The 22,289-nt window shown below is 71.2% G+C and carries 24 protein-coding genes; 10 read left to right on the top strand and 14 right to left on the bottom strand.

All coding sequences use genetic code 11. From position 1 onward, the window contains the following. Positions 1-58: 58 nt before the first annotated feature. On the top strand, positions 59-349 hold the full coding sequence (gene ppnP, locus ACZ5L9_RS08945; RefSeq protein ID WP_464536303.1) for a pyrimidine/purine nucleoside phosphorylase: 291 nt from the start codon (positions 59-61) through the stop codon (positions 347-349). On the opposite strand, the gene ACZ5L9_RS08940 is transcribed toward ppnP, so the two are convergent. Further along, positions 340-1,776, bottom strand: coding sequence for a sugar nucleotide-binding protein (locus ACZ5L9_RS08940; protein ID WP_464536832.1), 1,437 nt, complete (start codon positions 1,774-1,776; stop codon positions 340-342). The two genes, ppnP and ACZ5L9_RS08940, sit on opposite strands and share 10 nt — an antisense overlap. An 11-nt stretch (positions 1,777-1,787) precedes the next feature. Next, positions 1,788-2,801 carry a dTDP-glucose 4,6-dehydratase gene (gene rfbB, locus ACZ5L9_RS08935; protein WP_464536301.1) on the bottom strand — a complete coding sequence of 338 codons (1,014 nt, stop codon included), beginning with the start codon at positions 2,799-2,801 and terminating at the stop codon, positions 1,788-1,790. Between the two features lie 43 nt (positions 2,802-2,844). Between rfbB and rfbA the strand changes: the two genes are divergently transcribed. Then, positions 2,845-3,726 (top strand): glucose-1-phosphate thymidylyltransferase RfbA, encoded by an 882-nt coding sequence (gene rfbA, locus ACZ5L9_RS08930; protein ID WP_464536299.1) that lies wholly within the window; start codon positions 2,845-2,847, stop codon positions 3,724-3,726. A 15-nt stretch (positions 3,727-3,741) separates the two neighbouring features. Here rfbA and ACZ5L9_RS08925 read toward each other — a convergent pair whose 3' ends face one another. The 4 genes from ACZ5L9_RS08925 to ACZ5L9_RS08910 form a co-directional block, all read right to left on the bottom strand. After that, positions 3,742-3,942: a hypothetical protein gene (locus tag ACZ5L9_RS08925; protein ID WP_464536297.1), complete on the bottom strand. Its 201-nt coding sequence runs from the start codon at positions 3,940-3,942 to the stop codon at positions 3,742-3,744. Between the two features lie 143 nt (positions 3,943-4,085). Then, entirely contained in the window at positions 4,086-4,382 is a 297-nt protein-coding gene (locus ACZ5L9_RS08920) for a DUF1416 domain-containing protein (RefSeq protein WP_464536295.1), read from the bottom strand. Then, positions 4,382-5,230, bottom strand: a complete 849-nt coding sequence (locus ACZ5L9_RS08915; protein ID WP_464536293.1) for a sulfurtransferase — start codon at positions 5,228-5,230, stop codon at positions 4,382-4,384. Before ACZ5L9_RS08915 ends, ACZ5L9_RS08920 begins: the two co-directional genes overlap by 1 nt. Positions 5,231-5,308: 78 nt before the next feature. Further along, on the bottom strand, positions 5,309-5,770 hold the full coding sequence (locus ACZ5L9_RS08910) for a DUF4395 domain-containing protein (RefSeq protein WP_464536291.1): 462 nt from the start codon (positions 5,768-5,770) through the stop codon (positions 5,309-5,311). A gap of 305 nt (positions 5,771-6,075) precedes the next feature. On the opposite strand from ACZ5L9_RS08910, the gene gmd reads away from it, so the two are divergent. After that, positions 6,076-7,107 (top strand): GDP-mannose 4,6-dehydratase, encoded by a 1,032-nt coding sequence (gmd, locus tag ACZ5L9_RS08905; protein WP_464536289.1) that lies wholly within the window; start codon positions 6,076-6,078, stop codon positions 7,105-7,107. Continuing rightward, positions 7,104-8,045 carry an SDR family NAD(P)-dependent oxidoreductase gene (locus ACZ5L9_RS08900; RefSeq protein WP_464536287.1) on the top strand — a complete coding sequence of 314 codons (942 nt, stop codon included), beginning with the start codon at positions 7,104-7,106 and terminating at the stop codon, positions 8,043-8,045. The genes gmd and ACZ5L9_RS08900 overlap by 4 nt, the downstream gene beginning before the upstream one ends. Here the strand turns inward: ACZ5L9_RS08900 and ACZ5L9_RS08895 are convergent. The 4 genes from ACZ5L9_RS08895 to ACZ5L9_RS08880 form a co-directional block, all read right to left on the bottom strand. Next, a complete protein-coding gene (locus ACZ5L9_RS08895) occupies positions 8,029-8,517 on the bottom strand; it encodes a thioredoxin family protein (RefSeq protein WP_464536285.1) in 489 nt (162 codons plus the stop codon). The two genes, ACZ5L9_RS08900 and ACZ5L9_RS08895, sit on opposite strands and share 17 nt — an antisense overlap. Positions 8,518-8,678: 161 nt before the next feature. Further along, positions 8,679-9,599, bottom strand: a complete 921-nt coding sequence (locus ACZ5L9_RS08890; protein WP_464536283.1) for a hypothetical protein — start codon at positions 9,597-9,599, stop codon at positions 8,679-8,681. 168 nt (positions 9,600-9,767) lie between these two features. Continuing rightward, entirely contained in the window at positions 9,768-10,610 is an 843-nt protein-coding gene (locus tag ACZ5L9_RS08885; RefSeq protein WP_464536281.1) for a hypothetical protein, read from the bottom strand. Positions 10,611-10,743: 133 nt separating this feature from the next. Next, positions 10,744-11,016, bottom strand: a complete 273-nt coding sequence (locus ACZ5L9_RS08880) for a MoaD/ThiS family protein (RefSeq protein ID WP_464536279.1) — start codon at positions 11,014-11,016, stop codon at positions 10,744-10,746. 49 nt (positions 11,017-11,065) lie between these two features. Here ACZ5L9_RS08880 and ACZ5L9_RS08875 point away from each other — a divergent pair, with 49 nt between their 5' ends. The 3 genes from ACZ5L9_RS08875 (at position 11,066) to ACZ5L9_RS08865 (ending at position 13,648) form a co-directional block, all read left to right on the top strand. Next, positions 11,066-11,797 carry a response regulator transcription factor gene (locus tag ACZ5L9_RS08875; RefSeq protein WP_464536276.1) on the top strand — a complete coding sequence of 244 codons (732 nt, stop codon included), beginning with the start codon at positions 11,066-11,068 and terminating at the stop codon, positions 11,795-11,797. Between the two features lie 24 nt (positions 11,798-11,821). Further along, the gene (mshD, locus tag ACZ5L9_RS08870) at positions 11,822-12,640 is read left to right on the top strand and encodes a mycothiol synthase (RefSeq protein WP_464536274.1); all 819 of its coding nucleotides are present in this window, start codon (positions 11,822-11,824) and stop codon (positions 12,638-12,640) included. Positions 12,641-12,925: 285 nt separating this feature from the next. After that, positions 12,926-13,648 carry a hypothetical protein gene (locus tag ACZ5L9_RS08865; RefSeq protein WP_464536272.1) on the top strand — a complete coding sequence of 241 codons (723 nt, stop codon included), beginning with the start codon at positions 12,926-12,928 and terminating at the stop codon, positions 13,646-13,648. Here the strand turns inward: ACZ5L9_RS08865 and ygfZ are convergent. Genes ygfZ through ACZ5L9_RS08850 form a run of 3 tightly spaced genes read right to left on the bottom strand, consistent with a single transcriptional unit; the run spans position 13,539 to position 15,449 of the window. Further along, a complete protein-coding gene (gene ygfZ, locus ACZ5L9_RS08860) occupies positions 13,539-14,513 on the bottom strand; it encodes a CAF17-like 4Fe-4S cluster assembly/insertion protein YgfZ (RefSeq protein ID WP_464536270.1) in 975 nt (324 codons plus the stop codon). The genes ACZ5L9_RS08865 and ygfZ overlap by 110 nt on opposite strands. After that, entirely contained in the window at positions 14,503-14,928 is a 426-nt protein-coding gene (locus ACZ5L9_RS08855) for a Fur family transcriptional regulator (protein WP_464536268.1), read from the bottom strand. Before ACZ5L9_RS08855 ends, ygfZ begins: the two co-directional genes overlap by 11 nt. A gap of 5 nt (positions 14,929-14,933) precedes the next feature. Continuing rightward, positions 14,934-15,449 (bottom strand): heme-binding beta-barrel domain-containing protein, encoded by a 516-nt coding sequence (locus tag ACZ5L9_RS08850; RefSeq protein WP_464536266.1) that lies wholly within the window; start codon positions 15,447-15,449, stop codon positions 14,934-14,936. A 22-nt stretch (positions 15,450-15,471) separates the two neighbouring features. On the opposite strand from ACZ5L9_RS08850, the gene ACZ5L9_RS08845 reads away from it, so the two are divergent. Beyond that, positions 15,472-15,834, top strand: coding sequence for a DsrE family protein (locus ACZ5L9_RS08845; RefSeq protein ID WP_464536264.1), 363 nt, complete (start codon positions 15,472-15,474; stop codon positions 15,832-15,834). Between the two features lie 52 nt (positions 15,835-15,886). Beyond that, on the top strand, positions 15,887-18,919 hold the full coding sequence (locus ACZ5L9_RS08840) for a coiled-coil domain-containing protein (RefSeq protein WP_464536261.1): 3,033 nt from the start codon (positions 15,887-15,889) through the stop codon (positions 18,917-18,919). Positions 18,920-19,056: 137 nt separating this feature from the next. Here ACZ5L9_RS08840 and ACZ5L9_RS08835 read toward each other — a convergent pair whose 3' ends face one another. Beyond that, positions 19,057-20,076, bottom strand: a complete 1,020-nt coding sequence (locus ACZ5L9_RS08835; protein ID WP_464536259.1) for an alpha/beta hydrolase — start codon at positions 20,074-20,076, stop codon at positions 19,057-19,059. Between the two features lie 40 nt (positions 20,077-20,116). Between ACZ5L9_RS08835 and ACZ5L9_RS08830 the strand changes: the two genes are divergently transcribed. Further along, positions 20,117-22,288 (top strand): RNA degradosome polyphosphate kinase, encoded by a 2,172-nt coding sequence (locus ACZ5L9_RS08830; RefSeq protein WP_464536257.1) that lies wholly within the window; start codon positions 20,117-20,119, stop codon positions 22,286-22,288. Position 22,289: the final 1 nt, after the last annotated feature.

The raw sequence follows: 22,289 nt of genomic DNA, 5'->3' as shown, positions 1-22,289 counted from the left end.
AGGACCACAGGCAGCGGCGCTTCCCGGCTTCGGGGAGCGCCGCTGTTTAATTCCCCCCGTGACCTACGACAACGTCTCCCTCGCCACCACGGCCAACGTCTACTTCGACGGCAAGTGCATCTCGCACTCCTTCGAGCTCGCCGACGGCACCAAGAAGAGCGCGGGCGTGATCTTCCCGGGGACCTACACGTTCAGCACGGGCGCGCCCGAGGTCATGGACGTCCAGGCGGGCTCGTGCACCGTCGGCGGCGAGACCTACACGGCCGGCACGCAGTTCTCGGTCGAGGGCAACAGCAGCTTCGACATCGAGGTCACCGAGCTCCTCGACTACGTCTGCCACTACGGCTGACGGACCGGTCGCTCACCGGGCCCCGCCTCCGGAGCCCGGCTGGCGGAGGCCCGGTCCAACCAGGCGCGAAGCGCTGTCAGCTGGTCCTCGGGCTCGAAGCCGGTCGCCCGGAGCCGGCCCAGGGCGAGCGCCGAGTTGAGCGGGCGCGGGCTGATCGGCCGACCGGCCTCGACCGCGGCGGCGACGTAGTCGGCGGTCGTCGTCGCGGCGACGTCCGCACGAGCTCGACCGCACAGCGCGAAGACCTCGGCGGCGATCGCGCGCCATGACATCGGCTCGCCGTCGTTGGTGGCGTTGTAGGTGCCGTACGGGGCCTCGGTCGTGACCAGGTGCCGGATCGCCGAGGCCAGGGTGCTGGCGAAGGTGAGCCGCCCGACCTGGTCGTCGACCACCGTCGGAGAGACCCCGTCGGCGGCCAGCCGCGCCATCGTGCGGACGAAGTTGTTGCCCTCGCCGATGACCCAGGACGTACGGACGATGTAGTGCTTCGGCGTCGTCGCGACGGCGAGGTCGCCGGCGGCCTTGGACTGGCCGTAGACGCCGAGCGGCGAGAACGGCTCGTCCTCGTCGTGCTCCGGCTCGGAGCCGTCGAAGACGTAGTCGGAGGAGACGTGCACCAGGGTCAGCCGGTGCTCGGTGGCCACCCGCGCGAGCCGAGCCGGCAGGGCGGCGTTCGACGCCCACGCTCCGACCCGGCCCTCCGGCGTCTCGGCCGCGTCGACGGCGGTCCACGCCGCGACGTTGATGACGGTCGCGTACTCGTGCCACGGCCACGCATCGAGGCCGTCGGCCCGGCCGATCGCATCCGCGTCCGGCAGCAGCGCCGCCAGCGCCGACCCGAGCTGTCCCGAGGCGCCGATGATCAGCGTCTTCTTCTGCTTCATCGGCACCACGTCGGCGAGCACCGGGTTGGCGCGGTCCTTCTCGGAGATCTCGGCCTCCGCGGAGTCCAGCGCGATCGGCCAGGGGATCGCCGCGGTCGGGTCGGCGAGGTTCACCGCGGGATAGGCGATGCCGGGGCGCCAGTGGTCGTTGACCAGGTAGGAGTAGACGGTGTCGTCCTCGAGCGCCTGGTAGGAGTTGCCGACGCCACGGGGGACGAAGACCGCACGGTCCGGCCCGATCTCGATGGAGAACGTCGTCCCGAACGACTCGCCCTCGCGCAGATCGACCCACGCGGCGAAGACGCGCCCCGAGGCCACCGAGACGAGCTTGTCCCAGGGCTCGGCGTGGATGCCGCGGGTCGCTCCGCGCGCGGCGTTGAAGGACATGTTGTTCTGCACCGGGCCGAAGTCCGGGAGCCCGAGGGCGACGTGCTTGTCACGCTGCCAGTTCTCCTTGAACCAGCCGCGCGCGTCCCCGTGCAGCGGGATGGAGAGCACGACCAGCCCGGGGATCGGCGAGGCCTCGAGCGTGGGCTGCGGCAACGACACGGGGATCACTGCCCCTTCGCCGCGTAGGAGGCCTCGACGGCCTCCTTCTTCGGTCGCCACCACGCCTCGTGCGCCCGATACCACGCGATCGTCGCCGCCATGCCGGACTCGAAGTCACGGAACGAGGGAGCCCACCCGAGCTCGGTGCGCAGCTTGGTGGAGTCGATCGCGTAGCGCAGGTCGTGGCCAGCGCGGTCGGTGACGTGGTCGAAGTCGTTCTCGTCGTGCCCCATCAGCCGCAGGATCAGGCGTACGGTCTCGAGGTTGTTCTTCTCGCCGTCGGCCCCGATCAGGTAGGTCTCGCCGATCGCGCCCTTCTCCAGGATCGTGAGCACGGCCGAGGAGTGGTCCTCGGCGTGGATCCAGTCGCGGACGTTGAGCCCGGCGCCGTAGAGCCGCGGGCGGACGCCGTCGATGAGGTTGGTGATCTGGCGCGGGATGAACTTCTCGATGTGCTGCCACGGCCCGTAGTTGTTCGAGCAGTTGGAGATCGTCGCCTGCACCCCGAAGGAGCGCACCCAGGCCCGGACCAGGAGGTCGGAGCCGGCCTTGGTCGAGGAGTAGGGCGAGGAGGGGTTGTACGGGGTCGCCTCCGTGAACCGCTCCGGGTCGTCCCGGCCGGGCTCGACCAGGGGCAGGTCGCCGTACACCTCGTCGGTGGAGATGTGGTGGTAGCGCACGCCGTGCTTGCGGACCGCCTCGAGCAGCGTGAACGTCCCGACGATGTTGGTCTGCACGAACGGCGACGGGTCGTGCAGCGAGTTGTCGTTGTGCGACTCGGCGGCGTAGTGCACGACCGCGTCGGCCTCGGCCACCAGAGCGTCGACCGCGGCCGCGTCGGTGACGTCGCCGACCACCAGCGAGACCCGGTCGGTCGGCAGCCCGGCCAGCGCCTCGGGCGAGGCGGCGTAGGTCATCTTGTCGAGGACGGTGACCTGAAGGTCGGTGTTCGCAACCAGGTGATGGACGAAGTTGGAGCCGATGAAGCCGGCGCCGCCGGTGACGAGGATGCTCTTCACGGTCTGACACTATCGGCCGGGTCGCGCCGTTAGGCTGCCGTTCGTGAAGGGGATCATCCTCGCCGGCGGGACCGGCTCGCGGCTCCACCCGATCACCCTCGCGGTGAGCAAGCAGCTGATGCCGGTGTGGGACAAGCCGATGATCTACTACCCGCTCTCCACGCTCATGCTGGCCGGAGTCCGCGACATCCTGATCATCACGACCCCCCACGACGCACCGGCCTTCGAGCGCCTGCTCGGCGACGGCTCCCAGCTCGGCGTCAACCTCACCTTCCAGACCCAGCCCTCCCCGGACGGCCTGGCGCAGGCGTTCACCATCGCCGCCGACTGCGGGTTCCTGCAGGAGGACGGCGACGAGCGGGTCGGCCTGATCCTGGGCGACAACCTCTTCTACGGCTACGGCCTGGGCAACCAGCTGCGCCGCTTCGAGCATCTCGAGGGCGCGGCGATCTTCGGCTACCGCGTCTCGGACGCGACCGCCTACGGCGTCGTCGAGTTCGACGAGAACCAGGTCGCGATCTCGCTGGAGGAGAAGCCGGCCCGGCCCCGGAGCCCGTACGCCGTCCCTGGCCTCTACTTCTACGACGGCTCGGTCGTCGGTCACGCCCGCACCCTGCGGCCGAGCTCTCGCGGCGAGCTGGAGATCACCGACCTCAACCGGATCTACCTCGACGCCGGCACCCTCCAGGTCGAGATCCTCCCCCGCGGCTCGGCCTGGCTCGACACCGGCACGGTCCAGGATCTCAACGAGGCGGCCAACTACATCCGCGCCATCGAGCACCGGCAGGGCACCAAGATCGGAGCCCCCGAGGAGGTCGCCTGGCGGATGGGCTGGCTCTCCGACGACGACCTGACCCGGCTGGCCGAGCCGCTCAAGAAGAGCGGGTACGGCACCTATCTCCTCGGCCTGCTCGACCAGCGATGAGGACCGCGCGGCGCGCTATCGCCGCCACAGCTGCCAGCTGACCAGCATCACCGCAGCCCAGCCGATCACGACGACGACGTCATCGCGATGGACGCCGTGGTGTGCCGTCAGGACGATCAGCACCGGCCCGGACAGCCGCGAGTGACCAGCCACGCCGAAGATCGCCATCACTGTCGCGCTCGCGCCGAGGACGAGGGCACGACCGCGATCCGACATCCGGTGAGCCTAGCCGCACCCGCATCGAGGGAGCCGGGGCCGAGTCGTCGAGCCCGTCGCCCGGGTGCGCCACGGAGACCAACGGCCCGCTTCCGAACATGTCGGAAGCGGGCCGGGCGTGGATTCGAGATTGTCTCGTGTGATCAGATGTTGATGGTCACCTCGGCGACCGAGCCGATCTGGGCGACCACCTCACGGTCGACCGGGTCGGCCTTCGGGGCCAGCGTGCGGAGGGTCCACTGGCCCTCGCCGGCGAAGAACCGGAAGTGGCCGGACGCGGAGGTCGGGACCTCGGCGGTGAACTCACCGGTCTTGTCGAGCAGGCGGACATACGCCGAGCCGACCGGCTCACCGCCGCGCAGGACCTGGCCCTGGATCACGGCCTCCTTCGCGACGTTGACGCCGTCGAGGCTCAGACCGCCCTGGGTCGCGCCGCACATCAGGCGACACCCGGCTCGTCGCCGAGGACGACCGGCACGCCGACGAGGCTGCCGTACTCGGTCCAGGAGCCGTCGTAGTTCTTGACGTTCTGCTGGCCGAGGATCTCGTGCAGGACGAACCAGGTCAGCGAGGAGCGCTCGCCGATGCGGCACAGCGCGATCGTGTCCTTGGTGGTGTCGAAGCCGACCTCGTCGTAGAGCGCCTTGAGGTCCGCGTCGGACTTGAAGGTGCCGTCGTCGTTGGCGTTCTTGCTCCACGGGACGTTGACCGAGGTGGGGATGTGACCCGCACGCTGGGCCTGCTCCTGCGGCAGGTGGGCCGGGGCGAGGAGGCGGCCGGCGAACTCGTCGGGGCTGCGCACGTCGACCAGGTTCTGAGTGCCGATCGCGGCGACGACCTCGTCACGGAAGGCGCGCAGGGAGGTGTCCTGGTCCTGGGCGACGTACGTGGTGGCGGCGCGGGTCGGGAGCTCGGCGACGAGCTCGCGGGAGTCGAGCTCCCACTTCTTGCGGCCGCCGTCGAGGAGCTTGACGTCCTGGTGGCCGTAGAGCTTGAAGTACCAGTAGGCGTACGCGGCGAACCAGTTGTTGTTGCCGCCGTAGAGGACGACGGTGTCGTCGTTGGCGACGCCGCGGCTGCTCAGGAGCGCCTCGAACTGGGCCTTGTTGAGGAAGTCGCGACGGACCTGGTCCTGCAGATCGAGGGTCCAGTCGAGCTTGATCGCGCCCTTGATGTGGCCCTTGTCGTACGCGGACGTGTCCTCGTCGACCTCGATCAGCACGACCTTGGCGTTGTCGAGGTTCTCCTCCACCCACTGGGCGGAGACGAGCGAGTTCTCGCGGCTCATGTGATTGCCTTTCGGATTATTTTGAACGTATGGATTGTCAGTCGGATGAGGGGTTGTGACGCTCGCTGCGCTCGCGCCTCAACCACCGATGCGCTTGATGAGCAGGTACATCTCGCAGCCGAGGCAGAAGCGGAAGATCGCGTTGAGCAGCGCCGCCACAAGGGCGAGGCCGACCGCGATCTGGCCGAGCAGGGTCAGGCCGGTCGCGTACCCGATCAGCGCGATCACCGTGAAGGCGAGGCCGACCGCCTGGGCGAACCGCGGCGGTGCCGGGTCCTCGAGCTCGGCCGGCGCACTGAGGCGCGGACGGACGAACCGCTTGAAGGCGGCGGCGTGCACGGTGTGCTGCACGCCGCGGATCGCGCCCACCGCGAACAGGATCGCCTGCACGGCGGTCAGGATCCCGGCAGCGACCGGCGGCAGCAGCAGGATCACGACCAGCACGGCGGCGGTGATCGCCGCGGTGAACTGCGGGCCACGCGGGTCGATGCCTTGCTGGTGGGCCGCGGTGGCGCCGGCGGTTGCCGTGGTGGCAGACATGGATGCTCCGGGGTCGAGATGAGGGAAGGCGGTCAACATGGGACGGCCGACATCTCGCTCACTGGGAGCGGGCAGACGGCGGCCGTCAGCGCATGGACATTCGACACAGCGACGAGCGCACGCGGCAGTGGTCCACTGCGCGGCGCTTGGTCAGCATGGTCGAGAGCATGACGGCAACGGTAGAGGGCTTTGCCTCGTGTGCGAAATTCGGATCTCGCATGGCGAGACGCGTGTCTGAATGATGAGACGCAGGTCAGCCTCCCAGGCTCACGCCCCGGGTGCCTCGATCACCGTATGCTGCGCGGATGACCAAGCGTGCTCTCATCACCGGCATCACCGGGCAGGACGGCTCCTATCTCGCCGAGCTGCTGCTCGAGAAGGGCTATGAGGTCCACGGCCTGGTGCGGCGCAGCTCGTCCTTCAACCGAGGTCGGATCGACCCGATCTACCTCGATCCGGCCAACGCGGGCCGGCTGAAGCTGCACTACGGCGACGTCACGGACTCGACGTCCCTCATCAACATCGTGCGCGACGCCCAGCCCGACGAGGTCTACAACCTCGCGGCGCAGTCGCACGTCGCGGTCAGCTTCGAGATGCCGGAGTACACCGCCTCGGCCGACGCGCTCGGCACGATCCGGTTGCTCGAGGCGATCCGGCAGAACACCCCCGATGCGCGCTTCTACCAGGCCTCCACCTCGGAGATGTTCGGCCTCACCCCGCCTCCGCAGCACGAGGGCACCCAGTTCCACCCCCGCTCCCCCTACGGCGCCGCGAAGCTGCACGCCCACTGGGCGACCATCAACTATCGCGAGGCGTACGGGATGTACGCCGTCTCCGGCATCCTCTTCAACCACGAGTCCCCGCGCCGCGGTGAGTCCTTCGTGACCCGCAAGATCACCCGCGCGGTCGCCGCCATCACCGCGTCCCTCAACGCGGGTGGCTCGGGCGGCTCGGTGACGCTGGGCAACCTCGACGCGGTGCGTGACTGGGGCTACGCCAAGGAGTACGTCGAGGGCATGTGGCGGATGCTGCAGCAGGACGTGCCCGGCGACTACGTGCTGGCCACCGGGGTCGGGACCACGGTGCGGGAGTTCGCCGAGATGGCCTTCTCCCACGTCGGGCTGGACTGGCGTGCACACGTCGAGACCGATCCTCGCTTCGAGCGGCCGTCCGAGGTGCCGGAGCTGCTCGGTGACGCGTCCCGGGCGGCCGCGGACCTCGGCTGGAAGGCCGGCACGAGCGTCGCGCAGCTGGCCGCGCTGATGGTCGACGCCGACATCGCCGCTCTCACGCTCACCGAGCCTGTCGAGGCGCCTCGACAGGCTCGGCGGCCGTGATCGCACTCGTCACCGGCGCGACCGGCCAGGACGGCCTCTACCTGTGCCGGCAGCTGGCCGACGCGGGCGTACGGGTGCTGGCCGGCGTGCAGGATCTCGATACGGCCTCCGACGGTGGTCGCGCCGCGACGTATCTCCGTCATCCGCTGATCACGCCGGTCGAGCTCGACATCACCGACACCGCGTCGTTCGCGGCGCTGCTGCGCGCCCACCGCGTCGATGAGATCTACAACCTGGCCGCGCTGTCCTCGGTGGCGCACTCGTGGGACGAGCCGGAGCAGACGGCCCGGGTGAACGCTGACGCGGTCGACGGGATGCTGGCCGCGGTGCGGCACGTGCGCCCCACGGCGCGCTTCTTCCAGGCGTCCTCGGTGCAGGCGGGCACCACCTCTCCGTACGCCGCCTCCAAGCTCGCGGCCGAAGGGCTGGTGGCGGACATCCGGGCGCGAGGAGTGTTCGCGGTGTGCGGACGGCTGGCGAACCACGAGTCGCCGCTGCGGCCCGCGCACTTCGTCTCACGGCGGATCGCCCGGGCAGCGGCCTCGGGGGCGGTGCTGGACCTCGGCTCGCTGGCCTCCGAGCGGGACTGGGGGCACGCGCGGGACCACGTGGCCGCGATGCCGCTGCTGCTGCGGCTGCCGTCGCCCCTGGACGCGGACATCTGCACCGGCGTCCGACGGCCGTTGCGCGATCTCGTGCACGCGGCCTACCGCGCCGCCGGTCTCCCGGTGGCGGACCATGTCGTCGAGTCGGCGGACGTCCCGCGTCCGGCCGACCCGACGTCGGTCGGTGGATCGCCGGACGCGCTGACGCAGGCGACCGGCTGGGAGCCGCGTACGTCGATCGACGAGCTCATGGCCGAGATGGTGGCCGTGGAGAAGCAGCGGCTGGCGGCCCGTCGGGAGGACGTGCCGGTCGACCTCACGGCAGCGCGCTGAGGACCTGTTCCTTGCGCGGCGCGCCGGCGGCACGAGAGATTTCCCGGCCGCTCGCATCGAGGATCAGCGTGGTCGGCGTGCGCAGGATGCCGAGACGTCGGACGACCTCGAGGTGATGCTCGGCGTCGACCTCGACGTGGACCACGCCGGGCACGACCTCGGCGACGTCGCCGAGGATCCGCTTGGTCGCACGGCACGGCGCGCAGAAGGCGCTGGAGAACTGCACCAGGGTGGCGCGCTCGCCGGGCTCGGCCTTGGCCACCGCCTCGCCGAGGGCCTCCCAGGTCGAGACGTCACCTGTTGCGGGCCGAGAGGTCGGTTGTTGCGGGGCGGCGGGTGGCGTTTCGAGGCTTGCCTCTGCGGCGCCCCGCACCTGGTGGGTGCCGCGGAAGCGGCCGTCGGTGAGGGCGCGGTAGCCGCCGAAGGCCAGCGCGACCACGACGGCGACGAGCACGATCCAGAGTCCGACCACGTCACGCTCCAACCCGTACGGGAACGCAAAGATTCCCGCCCCGGCCGGTCAGCGCTGAGGACCGACCGAGGCGAGAGGTTCAACGCGCCCAGCCCCGGGATCTGGGCGAGAAGCGCGTTGAGCGTCCCGCTACCGCCGCGGGGCGGTAGCGGGACGCGTCGTCACTTGCCGAGCAGACCGAGGAGGGTGCCGATCACCGGGATCGACGAGGCGCCGGGCAGGCCCGGGGCGCCGGTCGGGGCGGGGATCGCCGAGGTCAGCGTGGCCAGGCCGAGGGTGGTGAGGATCGGGTCGAGGGTGTTCTCGAGGCCGGTCAGCACGGCGGGCAGGGTCGGGACGCCGGCACCGGTGAGGCCGATGACGATCGGGTCGATGATGGCGTCGACGATGGTCGCCGCGGTCACCTTGGTCGGGTCGGCCATCGCGTCCTTGAGGGACTTCTGCACCTGGGCGAGCGCGTCGGTCAGCGCCTTCTGGTAGGCGGCCGGGTCGAAGCCGCCCGGGAGGGTCGCGAGCGTGTTCTGGAGCTGCTGGAGCGCATCGATCAGCTGCTGCGGAGCGCCGGCGGACTTGAGCGCGGCCTGGAGCTGGGCGAGCAGGTCGCTCAGCGGGTTCGACATCGGCGTGCCGGTGGCGGTCGAGGTCGCCGTGGCGGTCGTCGTCGCGGTGGCGGTCGTCGTGGCGGTGGCCGTCGCCGTGGTGGTGGCCGTCGCGGTGGCCGTGGGCGCCGGCTTGCTGGTGCCCTGCGGGGTCGAGGCGCCCTGGCAGGCGACCAGCGCGCTGTAGGCGTGGTTGCGGACCATCTTCGCGTAGCGGAGGTCCACACGCTTCACGTGGACGTTGTCGCGCTTGGCGCGGACCGCCTTGCGCGGGGCGTGGTGGACGACCGCGCGGTGGACGTGGACCCGGGCGCGCTTGAGCTTCTTCTGCGCGACGGTGACCTGCGTGGTGGCGTGGTTGTAGGCACTGAGCTGCGAGGAGCAGTTGGGCGCGGCCTGGGCGTCGTTGGAGAACGCGAACGGGAGGAACGCACCGGCCAGGAGGGAGGCGGTGGCGGCGATGGCGGTGGCGGGACGCTTCATGTCAGGGTCAACGACCGCAGGGCGCGTGTGGCACGGCTGTCTAGACCGGTTGTTCGGATCGGCGTTCGGGCAGGTCGTACGCGCACATGCGCCGCGGGCCGCCCCTCCGAGGAGGGACGGCCCGCGGTGTCGATCAGGAGCTGTCCGAGCAGCTGTGACCCGGGTCGATCAGAGCGGCAGGCTGCCGAGGCCGGGGATGTTGCCGAAGAGGCTGGTCAGGCTGCCCAGGCCCGGGATGCTGTCCGTGCCCGGAAGACCGCCACCGGCGAGCGCGTCGGTCAGCAGCGACAGGTCGAACCCGCCGAGGGTGTCGCGGAGAAGGTTCTGGACGCCCTCGAGCGTCTTCGCCAGGTCGGCGCCCGGGCCGGTGCCGCCGCTGGCGGCCAGGATGCTGTCGTGCAGCGGGTCGATGATCGCGTTGAGCACGGTGTAGAGCGACGCGTGCGTCGGGTCGATGTTGCTCAGGGCGTCCTCGATGGAGCTCTGAGCCGCCGCCAGCGCTGCGGTCAGGGCCTCCGGCGACAGCGGGATGCCCTCGAGCTGCTTCTGGATCGCCGCCAGCGCCGGGGCCGCCGACGACCCGCCCGGGACGCCGGACAGGATGCTGGTGAGCTGGCCGAACAGGTCGCTCAGCGGGTTCGCGGTGCCCTGCGGGGTGCTCGTGCTCGGGTTGGTGCAGGTCTGCAGGGCGCGGTTGGCGGCGGCGCGGACGCGCTTGTCGGCCTTGACGTGCTTCTGCACGCGCTTCACGACCTTCCGGTCGTGCTTGATCACCGCGACCGACTTGCGAGCCCGGGTGTCCTTGCGGAGCTTCTTCTTGGCCTTCTTGAACTTCTTCTGGTCGTGCTTGACCTTGGCGTCGGCCTTCTGGACGTTGGCCTTGGCGGCGGTGCACGAGATGGCAGCCGAGGCGCCGTCCGTGGCGATGAACGGTGCGAGGACGCCGACCGAGAGCGCAGCGCTGAGACCGAGCGCGGCGAACCGCATCCGGGACGAGGCAGTGGTGGTCATGGCGGGGACCTTTCGTTGAGAGGGACTCCGGCGGGGCCGGGGGCTTGTTACGTCTGATTCCCCAACGAGCCTGTGATCAAGACGACACGGTCGGCTACGGATATTTTTGTCGGTCTAGACCATGTGGTAGCGCTCAGCCGCCCGCGAACGGCGGGAGGAACTGCACGGTCTCGCCCGGCATGACCTGCACGTGCGCGGCGTCCTCCGACGCCGTGGGTCGGTCCTCGACGAGGGTCGAGCAGACCGCCAGGACATCGGCGAGCCTGGAGTCGGGATGGGCCCGGAGCGCCCGCGCCGTCAGCTCCTGGAGCGTCGCGGGGCCGTCGACCTCGAAGACGTCCGCGTCCGTACCGGCGGCGGCTCTTGCGCCCGCCCAGTACCGAACTGTGATCGTTCCCGCCGCCATCACCTTTGCCTTTCGCTAGGATGTCGCTCTCGTCTCCACCTGGAGGAACATGAGCACGCTGTTGCTTCTGACCGGCTCCCTGCAGCCCTCGATCGAGGTGCTGCCTGGCCTCGCGCTGCTCGGACACCAGACGAAGGTCCTGCCGGCCGAGGTTAGCGCTCTGTTGGACGCGCCCGACGCCGATCTTCTGCTGGTCGACGGTCGTCAGGACCTCGCGCACGCCCGCGACCTGTGCCGGCTGATCCGGGCCACCGGTGCCGACCAGCCGGTGATGCTGGTCGTGACCGAGGGCGGTCTCGCCGTCGTCGCCCACGACTGGGGCATGGACGACGTGGTGCTGCACACCTGCGGGCCCGCCGAGCTCGAGGCGCGGATCCGGCTCGCGATGGGTCGCTCGGGCGCCGCATCGGCCGCGGCCGATCCCGACGCGCACCTGATCCGGTCCGGTGAGGTCGTCGTCGACGACGCCTCCTACACCGCGAAGGTGGGCGGGCGGGTGCTCGACCTGACCTTCAAGGAGTTCGAGCTGCTCAAGTTCCTCGCGCAGCACCCGGGCCGGGTCTTCTCGCGCCAGCAGCTGCTCCAAGAGGTCTGGGGCTACGACTACTTCGGCGGCACCCGTACGGTCGACGTCCACATCCGCCGGCTGCGCGCCAAGCTCGGCCCGGAGAACGAGACCCTCATCGGCACGGTCCGCAACGTCGGCTACCGCTTCGTCGTCCCCGCCGCGCGGACGCAGGAGCAGGCCGAGGACGTCGCCCGCCTCACGCAGACCACCTGAGGCCTCTGGCTCTAGAGTCGGGCCATGCTCGATGTCCTCGCCATGGCCCGACTCGCCGAGGCAGCAGACGGTGTCGCCGCGCTCGACGAGGCCACTCGACTCGCGGTGCGCAATCGACCGGACGCGGTGCGGATCTGGGGTGACGTACGGGGCTTCGGCCTGCTCATCGACACGGAGCTGTCGCTGCTCGTGATGCCGCATGAGCGTGGCACCGGGCTGGGTCGGCGACTCCTGCTGCAGGCACCGCCCGAGGCTCGGCTGGCGTGGTCGCACGGCGATCACCCCGCGGCGCGCGCGCTGGCGGCCTCGAACGGCTGGGAGCGTGCCCGGGAGCTGTGGGTGATGCGCCGGCCGACGTCCGTACCCCTGCCCGACCCCATCGCGGCACCCGACGGCGTCGAGGTGCGCGGCTTCCTACCCGGCGACGAAGAGGAGGTGCTGCGGGTCAACGCCGCCGCCTTCGCCTCGCATCCCGAGCAGGGTGCGCTCACCCTCGAGGGGTTGCGAGAGCGGATGGCCGAGTCGTGGTTCTCGGCCGAGGGGCTGATCACTGCGTGGGACACCACCACCGGTCGGCTCCTGGCCTTCCACTGGACCAAGGTGCACGACGCCGCACACGGAGAGGTCTACGTCGTCGGGGTCGACCCGGCGGCGCAGGGCCGCGGGCTCGGCAAGCTCGTCACCCTGGCCGGGCTCGAGCACCTTGCCGGGCTCGGCGTCGACGAGATCGTGCTCTATGTCGAGGGGGACAACACCCCGGCCCTCGCGCTCTATCGGGGGCTGGGCTTCGCGCATGCGCAGAGCGACACCCACGTGCAGTACCGGCGCGTGCTCCCCATCTGAACCACTCTGCCGGATTCGGCGCCGCGCGAGAGCACGGATGTCAGCTCCGTATAAAGAGGGATACATGCCCGACGGGTGCCGATGTCTCCCTCTTTATAGGCGCCTATAAAGAGGGAGACACGGCGCCCGGGAGCGTCGCCTGAGCGATGTATCCCTCTTTATACCGAGCCTTGCGCGACCTCATATACCGAGCCTGCCCGACCCTTCCAGCGCGCTCCGCAGTCGTTTTCCACAGATCGCGGCCAGCCGTCCCACCGGGGCGACGACGGATCTAGCGTCGGAGTCATGAAGGATCCGTCGACACGTGATGTCATCGATTATCTGCATCACGCGGTCGGGATCAGCAACCGACAGGCGCAGCAAGCGCTGCTGTCGGGGCTCGCCGGCCCTGCCACGATCGACGGCCGGGCCCGCCGCTACGACATGGAGCGAGCTATCGCCCTCGGCCGCGTCACCGAGCTCACCGACGACGAGGTCTGGAACGCATGTCCGCGCGGCGTGTTCATCGCACGGATCGGGCCACGGCGCGGATTCCATGTCGCCCAGTCGCGCGCAGAGCATGTCGCAGCCTTGGCCGACGACTGGTACGTCCCCTGGTTCGGCCACGTGTGGCTCAAGCTGAACGACGCGCCGGATGGCACGTTTCCGTTCATCGCGACACTCGCCGACTTCGTCGTCGCCGGCGCCACCATCGTCGGGCGGGAGCTCTACGGCGCGGAGCAGCTGTCCACCAATCGCCACTTTCCGCTCACGCGCTTCACCCTCGCCGACCCCGGACCCTGGTATGACGCCCTGGAGGGTCGCCGGCTGACCCTCGGGCCCGGCTACCCGTGGAAGATCTGGGGAGCGCCGGTGTCCGCGGCGTTCGACCGTACCGGCCTCGCCGACGACGACGTGATCAGCGCAGTGGCCGCACGTGTAGCCCGACGTCGGGGTCGACCACGGTCTCCTGGGCCGCTGGCATCCCGTCCACCGTCAGCTGGGCATCCACCGGCACAGAGCGCTTGACCAGGCCGAGGGCGATCGGTCCGAGCTCGTAGTGCCGGGCCGAGGAGCCCACGAAGCCGACCTCCTTGCCTCCGTCGGCCACCAGTGGAGTGCCGGCCTCGGGGAGGCGGTTCTCGGAGCCGTCGAGGTGGAGCAGCACGAGTCGGCGCGGCGGGCGGCCGAGGGTGTGCACACGCGCGACCGTCTCCTGACCGCGATAGCAACCCTTGTCCAGGTGCGTGCCGATCAGGCCGATCTCGTTGGGGATCGTGCGGTGATCGGTGTCGACGAAGATGCGGGGCTCACCGCGCTCGATGCGCAGGGCCTCGTACGCCCACAGACCGCAGGCCGGGCCGGCCGCGTCGACGTACGCCCGCAGCGAGGACCGCGGGATGAACGACGTCGTACCCCGGGAGGTCGAGCCCCCGGAGGTCGAGCCTGTCGAGACCGGACGCCAGACGACCGCGAGCTCCGGCTCCGCCGTGACCTCGACCGCGGACCAGAACTTCATCCGCTCCAGGAACGCCACCAGCGCCTCGCCGTGTCCCGGCTCGGTCCACGCGGTGAAGGCGGCCCCGTCGTCCACGCCCGAGAAGAAGTGCTCGATGTGACCCTGCGGCGACAGGATCAGCGCATCGATCCACTGACCGGGCGCCAGCGACTCGAAGTGCTGCGAGGTCAGCGAGTGCAGCCACGTCAGCCGATCCGGGCCGGCGACCCGCACCACCTCCCGGTGCGACAGATCGACGAAGCCCTCGCCCGACGCGAGCGTGCGCTGCTCCACGTTGAACGACCCGTAGTGCGCCGCCACCGCGGCGTCACTGACTCCGATTATCTGGCTGCCCGCCGCGACAGCACCCGGCAAAGACAGAAGCTCACTCACCATCAGCAGACTCACACTCCACGCAGGACCCGAACACCACCAGGTGCCCCAGATCAGCCTCGAAACCCATCTCGTCGCGCAACCGCCCCGCAAAGCCGGCGGCCACCTCAGGGTCAACAGAAGTCACCCGCGAACACTTCCGGCACACCAGGTGGAAGTGCTCATGGTCCGTCGCCGAGTGATACGTCGCGCCCCGATCGGAGAGATGCGCGTGCCGCACCAGGCCGAGCTCCTCGAGCACCTCGAGGTTGCGGTAGACCGTCGACAGGTTGATCGCGGACGAGGACTCCCGGACGACCGCCAGCACCTCCTCGGGCGTGGCATGTCCGAGCCGCTCGACCGCCCCGAGGACGAGCTCGCGCTGCGGGGTCAGCCGATAGCCGCTGCCCCGTAGACGCTCCCGCCAGTCCTCGCTCAACCCACTCAGCCCTCGACGCGGTTGAGCTGCGCCCACAGGTGCGGCTGCAGCTCCTGCCCCATCGCCTTCATGTCGTAGGCGTACATCAGCTGGCCCTGCACGTTGCCGTAGAGCCGGTGACCGGCGGTGACGTCCTTCGCGGTCTCGGTGTGACCGATGCCGCGTGTGGCCAGCTCGATCCGACCGTCGGCGGCCTCGCCGAACCAGACCTCGGCCAGCCCGAGGCTGTGCGCCAGGGTCATCTCGAGGCGAGCCTTGCCCGGCTCGGTCATGGTCGAGCGGATGAAGCCGGTCTCCATGGCGGCGGGGCGGATCCGCTCCTTCGTCTCCGGATCGATCACCCAGCTGTGTGCGGAGTAGGCGAAGAACGGACGACCGTCCTGCTGGAAGACCAGCTCCTGCTCGTACTCGAAGGCCTCGATCGTCGGGTAGTCGCCGTGGCCGTTGCCGTGCCAGGTGCCGAGCAGCCAGGCGATCGGCGCGCAGTCGGGATGCAGGTTCTCAGGCAGGTGAAATGGCACGGTCCAACTCTAGACTGAGCGGATGGGTAGGAACCTCGTCGTCAAGGTCACCGCGGGCGTCGAGGACGCCGAGCGCTGCAACCAGGCCTTCACCGTGGCCGCCGCGGCTGCCTCCGCAGGGGCGAGCGTGAGCCTATGGCTGACCGGCGAGGCGGCATGGTTCGGGGTCCCCGGCCGGGCGCAGCAGTTCAGCCTCCCCTTCGCCACGCCGCTGGTCGATCTGCTCGCGGTCGTGCTCGCCGACGGCGCCGTCACCGTCTGCACCCAGTGCGCCGCGCGCCGCGGGATCGAGGAGAAGGACGTCATGCCGGGCGTACGGATCGCGGGCGCGGCCGTCTTCGCCGAGGAGATCCTCGCCGAGGGCGTCCAGGCGATCGTCTACTGAGCGGGCCGGAGGTCGCGCCTGTCGGGACCGACCCCGATACCATCGGAGGCAAATGGACAACGCGAACTCCCCCGACCGCAAGTGGTTCCGGCGCGCCGGCGGCGATGCCGCACCCGGCACGTCCCCCGACGCCGCCGAGACCGCTGAGCAGCTCGCCGCGCGCGCGGCCGAGTACGCCGCCGCGGCCGAGCGCCACGCCAGCCTGCGCCGTGCCGCCGAGCAGGCCGCCGCCGAGCAGGCCGCCGAGCGGATCGTCGCCGAGGAGGCGGGGGCCGAGCATGCGCGCGCACGCGCCGAGGCCGACCGGATCGCTGCCGACCACGCGTCGATGGCCGCCGCAGCCCACCAGGCCCGGGTCGCGGCCGAGGAGGCAGCCGTCCAGGCGGAGAAGTCGCGCCGTGCCGCCGAGGAGGCCGGCGAGGCGAGGGCCAAGGAGCGGATCCAGGCCGAGCAGTCGGCTGCCGAGCAGGCCAAGCTCACCGAGGACGCCCTGCGCCGCCAGCGCGATGCGGTGCAGCAGGCCGCCGACATCGCCGACGCCCGCTCCCGCGCCGAGGAGAGCGCCCGGCTCCGGTCCGCTGAGGCCGCCGCCGCCCAGGAGGCGCGCCGGGCCGCCGAGCAGATCGCCGCCGAGCACGCGCGTGCCGCCGCCGAGGCCCACGAGGCCCGTACGGCCGCCGAGCAGGCTGCCGAGGCGAAGGCCGCCGAGGCCACCACGGCCCACGGGGCGCGGGAGTTCGCCGAGCGCGTCTCGTCCTCGATGGCCGACCAGGCTCGCCTGGCCCACAGCGCCCGCCAGGAGGCCGAGCAGGCCGCAGCGATCGCCGCGGTGGCCCGCGAGGCCGCGGACGCGAAGGCGGCCGAGCACGCGAGCCAGCGCGGCGACGCCGAGCGCGCCGCCGGCGTGGCCGCACTCCGCGCGACCGAGGCCCAGGAGGCCCGTCGCCGTGCCGAGGAGGCGGCCGAGGCGAAGGCTGCGGAGACCGCGGCCGCCCACGAGGCTCGTATCGCCGCCGAGCAGGCGGCCGTCGAGGCCCACGCCGCCCGCCAGGCCGCCGAGGAGGCGACCGCCGAGCAGGCCCGGATCGCCTCCGATGCACACGACCGGCAGACCGCCGCCGAGACGACGGCGATCACCTCGCACGAGGCCCGCCAGGCCGCCGACGAGGTCGCAGCCGAGCACGCCCGCCTCGCCACCGAGGCGCACGACGCCGCCGCCGAGCAGGCCCGCGCCGCGAACCAGGCGCACGAGAGCCGCATGGCCGCGGAGCAGGCCGCCGAGGCAAGGGCCGCCGAGGTCGACTCTGCCCACGCCGCCCGCCTCGCATCGGAGGAGCAGGGTCGCGCCGCCATGGAGGCCGCGCACGCCGAGCGCGTCGCGTCCGAGGAACAGGGCCGCGCCGCCATCGATCAGGCCCACGCCGACGCCCAGTCCGCGATCGCCGCCGCCCACGAGGAGCGCGCTGCCGCCGAGCAGGCGGCGGTCGAGGCGCATCGGGCCCGCCAGGCTGCCGAGGAGGCGACCGCAGAGCACGCCCGCGCCGCGGCCGAGGCGCACGACCTGCGCACCGGCGCCGAGCACGTCGCCGAGCAGGCCCACACCGCCCGTCGCGCCGCAGACCTGGCCGCACACGAGCACGCCGAGCGGGCGGAGCAGGCCCACATCGCGCGTACGGATGCCGAGCGCGCCGCCGCCGAGGCGGCTCGGGTGGCGGCCGAGGCCCAGGAGGGCCGGCTCGCCGCCGAGCGGTCCGCCGACGAGGCGCACGCCCGTCGTGCCGAGGCCGAGAGCGTCACCCACCAGCAGTCGCTCCTCGCCGGCCAGGCGGCCGCCGCCGAGCTGGCCGCGATCGGACGCGCCGAGGGGGCCGCGGCGGACGCCCAGGCCGCCCACGACGCTGCCGCCCAGCGCGCGGCCGAGGCGGAGGCCGCGCATGCGAAGGCCGCCGAGCACGCGTCACTGGCGACGGCCGCCCACGAGGCCCGTACGACGGCGGAGAGCGCCGCCGAGGCTGCCGCCGTCGCCCGGCGCGAGGCCGAGGAGGCCGCCGCACAGGTGCACCAGCACGCCGACACGTCGGCCGGGGAGCGCCTGGCCGCCGAGGCACGGACCACCGAGCTGCTCGCCGCGCTGGCGACCGCCGCCGAGGAGTCCCGGGCGCGGGTCGAGGAGGCCAACGCCGCCCGCATCGCCGCCGAGGAGTCCGCCGCCGAGGCGGCCCGGCTGCGCGCCGAGGCCGAGGCGAGGGTCGACCAGCTGGTCATCGACCGGCAGGCGATCGAGTCGTCGATCCGGCACCACACCGAGCTGGTCGAGACCGCCCTCCAGGAGCGGCTCGTCGCAGAGCGGCGCGCCGGCGAGCTGGCCCGCGAGCTGGTCGATCTGCGCGACAAGGTCGTCAGCACGATCAAGGAGAAGGGCTCCAAGCGGAGCGTCGCCGCACTCGAGCTGGCGATCGCCGCTGCTCCGGCGGCCGCTGTCCCCGCCGAGGCCGCCCCTGCCCCGGAGCCCGTCGCCCCGGAGCGATCGACCAAGAGCGCGTGGGCACTCGCCGCCGAGCTCGCCCAGACCGGTCAGATCCCCAAGCTCACCCCCGACGTGCTGCGCGCGATGGACGCCGCCGGCGGCGTCGCGGGTCTCGACACGGCCTCGCCTGGCGGCTCGGCCTACTCGACCGGCGACACCGGTGGTCGAGTAGCGAGCGCCAGCGACACCGGTGGTCGAGTAGCGAGCGCCAGCGACACCGGTGGTCGAGTAGCGAGCGCCAGCGAGCGTATCGAGACCCCCACCGACGCCGAGGACATCCGCAGCTTCACCCCCGAGAGCAAGCTCGGCCTGCTCACCGCCGGCGAGGTGACCGTGAGCGACCAGGGCGTCCTCGACGTGCGCAAGGGCAGCCGGACGTACCGCTTCGACCTCTACGACACCGCCACCACGGTGACGATGCAGGCCAAGCCGAGCAGCCGGCGCTGGCGCGTCGACCTCGAGGCGGCCGGGCAGTCGGTCTCGATCGACGCGAAGATGGTCGACGCCGAGGCGTTCACCCGGGAGCTGACCCGTTGGCGCCCGGAGATCACCGCCTGACGCAGCAATGGACGCCGAGCGTGCCGAGACGCGGGGTCTCGAAAGGCTCGACCTCCGGCGCGGGGTCTCGACAGGCTCGACCTCCGACGCGGGGTCTCGACAGGCTCGACCTCCGATGCCCGGTCCCGACTGTCCGGCTACAGCCCCGCCTTGAGCACGTCCGCGATCTCGTCGACGGCGCTCCTGGCCGTACGGCCCGCGGCGATGACGTTGAAGAACCCGTGGATCTGGTCGGGGAAGCGGCGAAGCTCGACCTTCACGCCGGCGTCCTCGAGCTTGCGGGCGTACGCCTCGCCCTCGTCGCGCAGCGGGTCGAAGCCAGCCGTCACCACGTAGGCGGGCGCCACGCCCTCAGGCACGTCCGCGTAGAGCGGCGAGAGCCGCGGATCCTTGCGGTCGGTCCCGGCGGGGACGTACGACGTCTCGGCGACGTCGAGGAAGCTCTGGGTGAGGTAGAAGCCCTCGTTGAAGGTCCGACGCGACCGGGTCTCGGCCCCGACGTCGACGACCGGGTAGATCAGCAGCTGGAACGCGCACCGGTCCGTGGCCGCGAGCGCGACGCCGGCGGCCAGGTTGCCGCCCGCGGAGTCGCCGCCGACACCGATCCGCGCGGGGTCCGCGCCGATCTCCTCGGCGTGCCCGCAGGCCCACTCGAAGGCCGCCACGGCATCGTCATACGCGGCCGGGAACGGCTCCTCCGGCGCCAGCCGATAGTCGACCGACAGCACCCGTACGCCCGCACGGTCGGCCACGTAGCGGCACGACGCCTCGTGCGAGGTCAGGTCGCCGTAGACGAAGCCACCGCCGTGGAAGAAGACCAGCAGCGGGCCGACAGCGGCGGCGCCGTTGGGGATGTAGAGCCGGGCCGGTCGACCGGCGACGGTGAGCGAGCGAGCCGAGCCGAGCTTCACGTGGCCGCCGCCGATCAGCGCCTGGCGCAGCAGGGTCGCGCGCCCCTCCTCGAGGGAGCGCGTCGAGGGGTCGTCCTGGCCGGCGAGCTGGTTGAGCCGCAGCATCAGCTGGGTGTCCACCGCGAGCCGCTGACCGTCGATCACGACCGGCTTGCCGGCGAGGCGTCGCTGCCAGGAGGGGCGCAGGTTCATGGCCTTGACGAAGACGAGCTTCTCGACGCGGAAGCGCAGCGAATCACGGTTCACGGCCCAGAACTTACCTCCTGGTAGGTGCCAGACTGGCCCCATGACCTTGGAGAGCGCCGACCGGAGCCCCGACACCACCACCCTCGAGGCGGTGCCGGACACGGAGTTCGACCTCGACCCGGTCTACGTGCCCGATCACGACGCCCTCCAGGAGGTCGAACGCTACGAAGATCGATTCTTGGACCGTGAGCTCTCCTGGCTGAAGTTCAACCAGCGGGTGCTCGAGCTGTCCGAGGACCCGAGCCTGCCGCTGCTGGAGCGGGTCCGCTTCCTCGCCATCTTCACCAGCAACCTCGACGAGTTCTTCATGGTCCGGGTGGCCGGCCTCAAGCGGCGCATCGCCGCCGGCCTGGCCGTGCGCGCCGCCTCCGGCCTGATGCCGCGCGAGCAGCTCGAGCTGATCTGGCGCACCACCCGCGAGCTCTCCGAGCGGCACGCCCGCGTCTTCGGCGAGACCCTCATGCCGCAGCTGCAGGCCGAGGGCATCCACCTGGTGCACTGGGAGGACCTCTCCGAGGCCGAGGTCAAGCACTGCAAGAAGCTGTTCAAGGAGCGGGTCTTCCCCGTCCTGACCCCGCTCGCCGTCGACCCGGCCCACCCGTTCCCGTACATCTCCGGGCTGAGCCTCAACCTCGCCGTCATGCTGCGCGACCCCCATACGGGAAAGGAGCACTTCGCCCGGGTGAAGGTGCCGCAGATCTTCGCCCGGTTCATCCCTCTGGGCGACAACCGCTTCGTCCCGCTCGAGGACGTCATGCGCGAGCGGCTCTCCAAGCTCTTCCCCGGCATGGAGATCCTCGAGGTGCACGCCTTCCGCGTCACCCGCAACGAGGACCTCGAGGTCGAAGAGGACGACGCCGAGAACCTGCTGGCCGCGCTCGAGAAGGAGCTGCTGCGCCGCCGCTTCGGTCCCCCGGTCCGACTCGAGGTCGAGGAGTCCATCTCGGGCTCGGTGCTGGAGCTGCTCGTCTCCGAGCTCGGCATCACCGAGCAGGAGGTCTTCCGCCTCCCCGGACCGCTGGACCTGCGCGGCCTGCACGGCATCGCCGACATCAACCGCGAGGACCTCAAGTACGACGCGTTCGTGCCCTCGACCCACCGCCAGCTCGCGCCGGTCGAGTCGGCGGCGCCGGTCGACGTCTTCAAGGCGGCCCGCCGATCCGACGTGCTGCTGCACCACCCGTACGACTCGTTCTCCACCTCCGTGCAGCGCTTCATCGAGCAGGCCGCGGCCGACCCGCGGGTGCTGGCGATCAAGCAGACGCTCTACCGGACCTCCGGCGACTCCCCGATCATCGATGCGCTGATCGACGCCGCCGAGGCCGGCAAGCAGGTGCTCGTGCTGGTCGAGATCAAGGCCCGGTTCGACGAGCAGGCGAACATCCGCTGGGCGCGCAAGCTCGAGCAGGCCGGCTGCCACGTCGTCTACGGCCTGATCGGTCTCAAGACCCACTGCAAGCTCGCGATGGTGGTGCGCGACGAGGGTGACTACGGCGGCGGCATCCGTCGCTACACCCACATCGGCACCGGCAACTACAACCCGAAGACCTCCCGGATCTACGAGGACCTCGGCCTGATCACCACCAACGAGGCGATCGGCGAGGACGTCGCGCACCTGTTCAACAACCTGAGCGGGTGGGGCACAGCGCCGGAGTACGAGCGGTTGCTGGTGGCGCCGGCCACCGTCCGCTCCGGGCTGGTCGAGCAGATCCACGCCGAGATCGCCCACCACCGCGCGGGGCGTCCGGCCCGGATCCGGCTCAAGGCCAACTCGCTGGTCGACGAGGCCGTCATCGACGCGCTCTACCTCGCCTCCCAGGCGGGGGTGCCGGTCCAGCTGCTGGTGCGTGGCATCTGCTCGCTGCGTCCCGGCGTCGCGGGCCTCTCCGAGACGATCGAGGCGCGCTCGGTCCTCGGCCGGTTCCTCGAGCACTCCCGGGTCTTCTGGTTCGACAACGGCGGCGACCCCCGTGCCTGGATCGGCTCGGCCGACATGATGCACCGCAACCTCGATCGCCGCGTCGAGGTCCTGGTGGAGATGCCGACCCCCGAGCTGGTCGCCGAGATCGGCACGGTCCTCGACCTGGCGTTCGACCCGACCACCAAGGCGTGGATCCTCGACGCCGCCGGCGAGTGGACGCTCAACGACGGCGCCGTCGACCTGCAGGCGGCGCTGATCGCACGGCAGCGCGCACGCCGCAAGAAGTCGTGAG

Source organism: Nocardioides sp. JCM 18998 (assembly GCF_055391535.1).
The sequence above is the reverse complement of the archived record's forward strand: the minus strand, read 5'-3'. Positions and strand labels throughout refer to the sequence as shown.

Coding starts and splice junctions, on each gene's coding strand:
- ACZ5L9_RS08925 (WP_464536297.1), bottom strand. CDS start 3,942: ATGTCGGATCGCGGTCGTGCCCTCGTCCTCGGCGCGAGCGCGACAGTG.
- ACZ5L9_RS08920 (WP_464536295.1), bottom strand. CDS start 4,382: ATGTGCGGCGCGACCCAGGGCGGTCTGAGCCTCGACGGCGTCAACGTC.
- ACZ5L9_RS08915 (WP_464536293.1), bottom strand. CDS start 5,230: ATGAGCCGCGAGAACTCGCTCGTCTCCGCCCAGTGGGTGGAGGAGAAC.
- ACZ5L9_RS08910 (WP_464536291.1), bottom strand. CDS start 5,770: ATGTCTGCCACCACGGCAACCGCCGGCGCCACCGCGGCCCACCAGCAA.
- gmd (WP_464536289.1), top strand. CDS start 6,076: ATGACCAAGCGTGCTCTCATCACCGGCATCACCGGGCAGGACGGCTCC.
- ACZ5L9_RS08890 (WP_464536283.1), bottom strand. CDS start 9,599: ATGAAGCGTCCCGCCACCGCCATCGCCGCCACCGCCTCCCTCCTGGCC.
- ACZ5L9_RS08885 (WP_464536281.1), bottom strand. CDS start 10,610: ATGACCACCACTGCCTCGTCCCGGATGCGGTTCGCCGCGCTCGGTCTC.
- ACZ5L9_RS08880 (WP_464536279.1), bottom strand. CDS start 11,016: ATGGCGGCGGGAACGATCACAGTTCGGTACTGGGCGGGCGCAAGAGCC.
- ACZ5L9_RS08875 (WP_464536276.1), top strand. CDS start 11,066: ATGAGCACGCTGTTGCTTCTGACCGGCTCCCTGCAGCCCTCGATCGAG.
- mshD (WP_464536274.1), top strand. CDS start 11,822: ATGCTCGATGTCCTCGCCATGGCCCGACTCGCCGAGGCAGCAGACGGT.
- ACZ5L9_RS08865 (WP_464536272.1), top strand. CDS start 12,926: ATGAAGGATCCGTCGACACGTGATGTCATCGATTATCTGCATCACGCG.
- ygfZ (WP_464536270.1), bottom strand. CDS start 14,513: ATGGTGAGTGAGCTTCTGTCTTTGCCGGGTGCTGTCGCGGCGGGCAGC.
- ACZ5L9_RS08845 (WP_464536264.1), top strand. CDS start 15,472: ATGGGTAGGAACCTCGTCGTCAAGGTCACCGCGGGCGTCGAGGACGCC.
- ACZ5L9_RS08840 (WP_464536261.1), top strand. CDS start 15,887: ATGGACAACGCGAACTCCCCCGACCGCAAGTGGTTCCGGCGCGCCGGC.
- ACZ5L9_RS08830 (WP_464536257.1), top strand. CDS start 20,117: ATGACCTTGGAGAGCGCCGACCGGAGCCCCGACACCACCACCCTCGAG.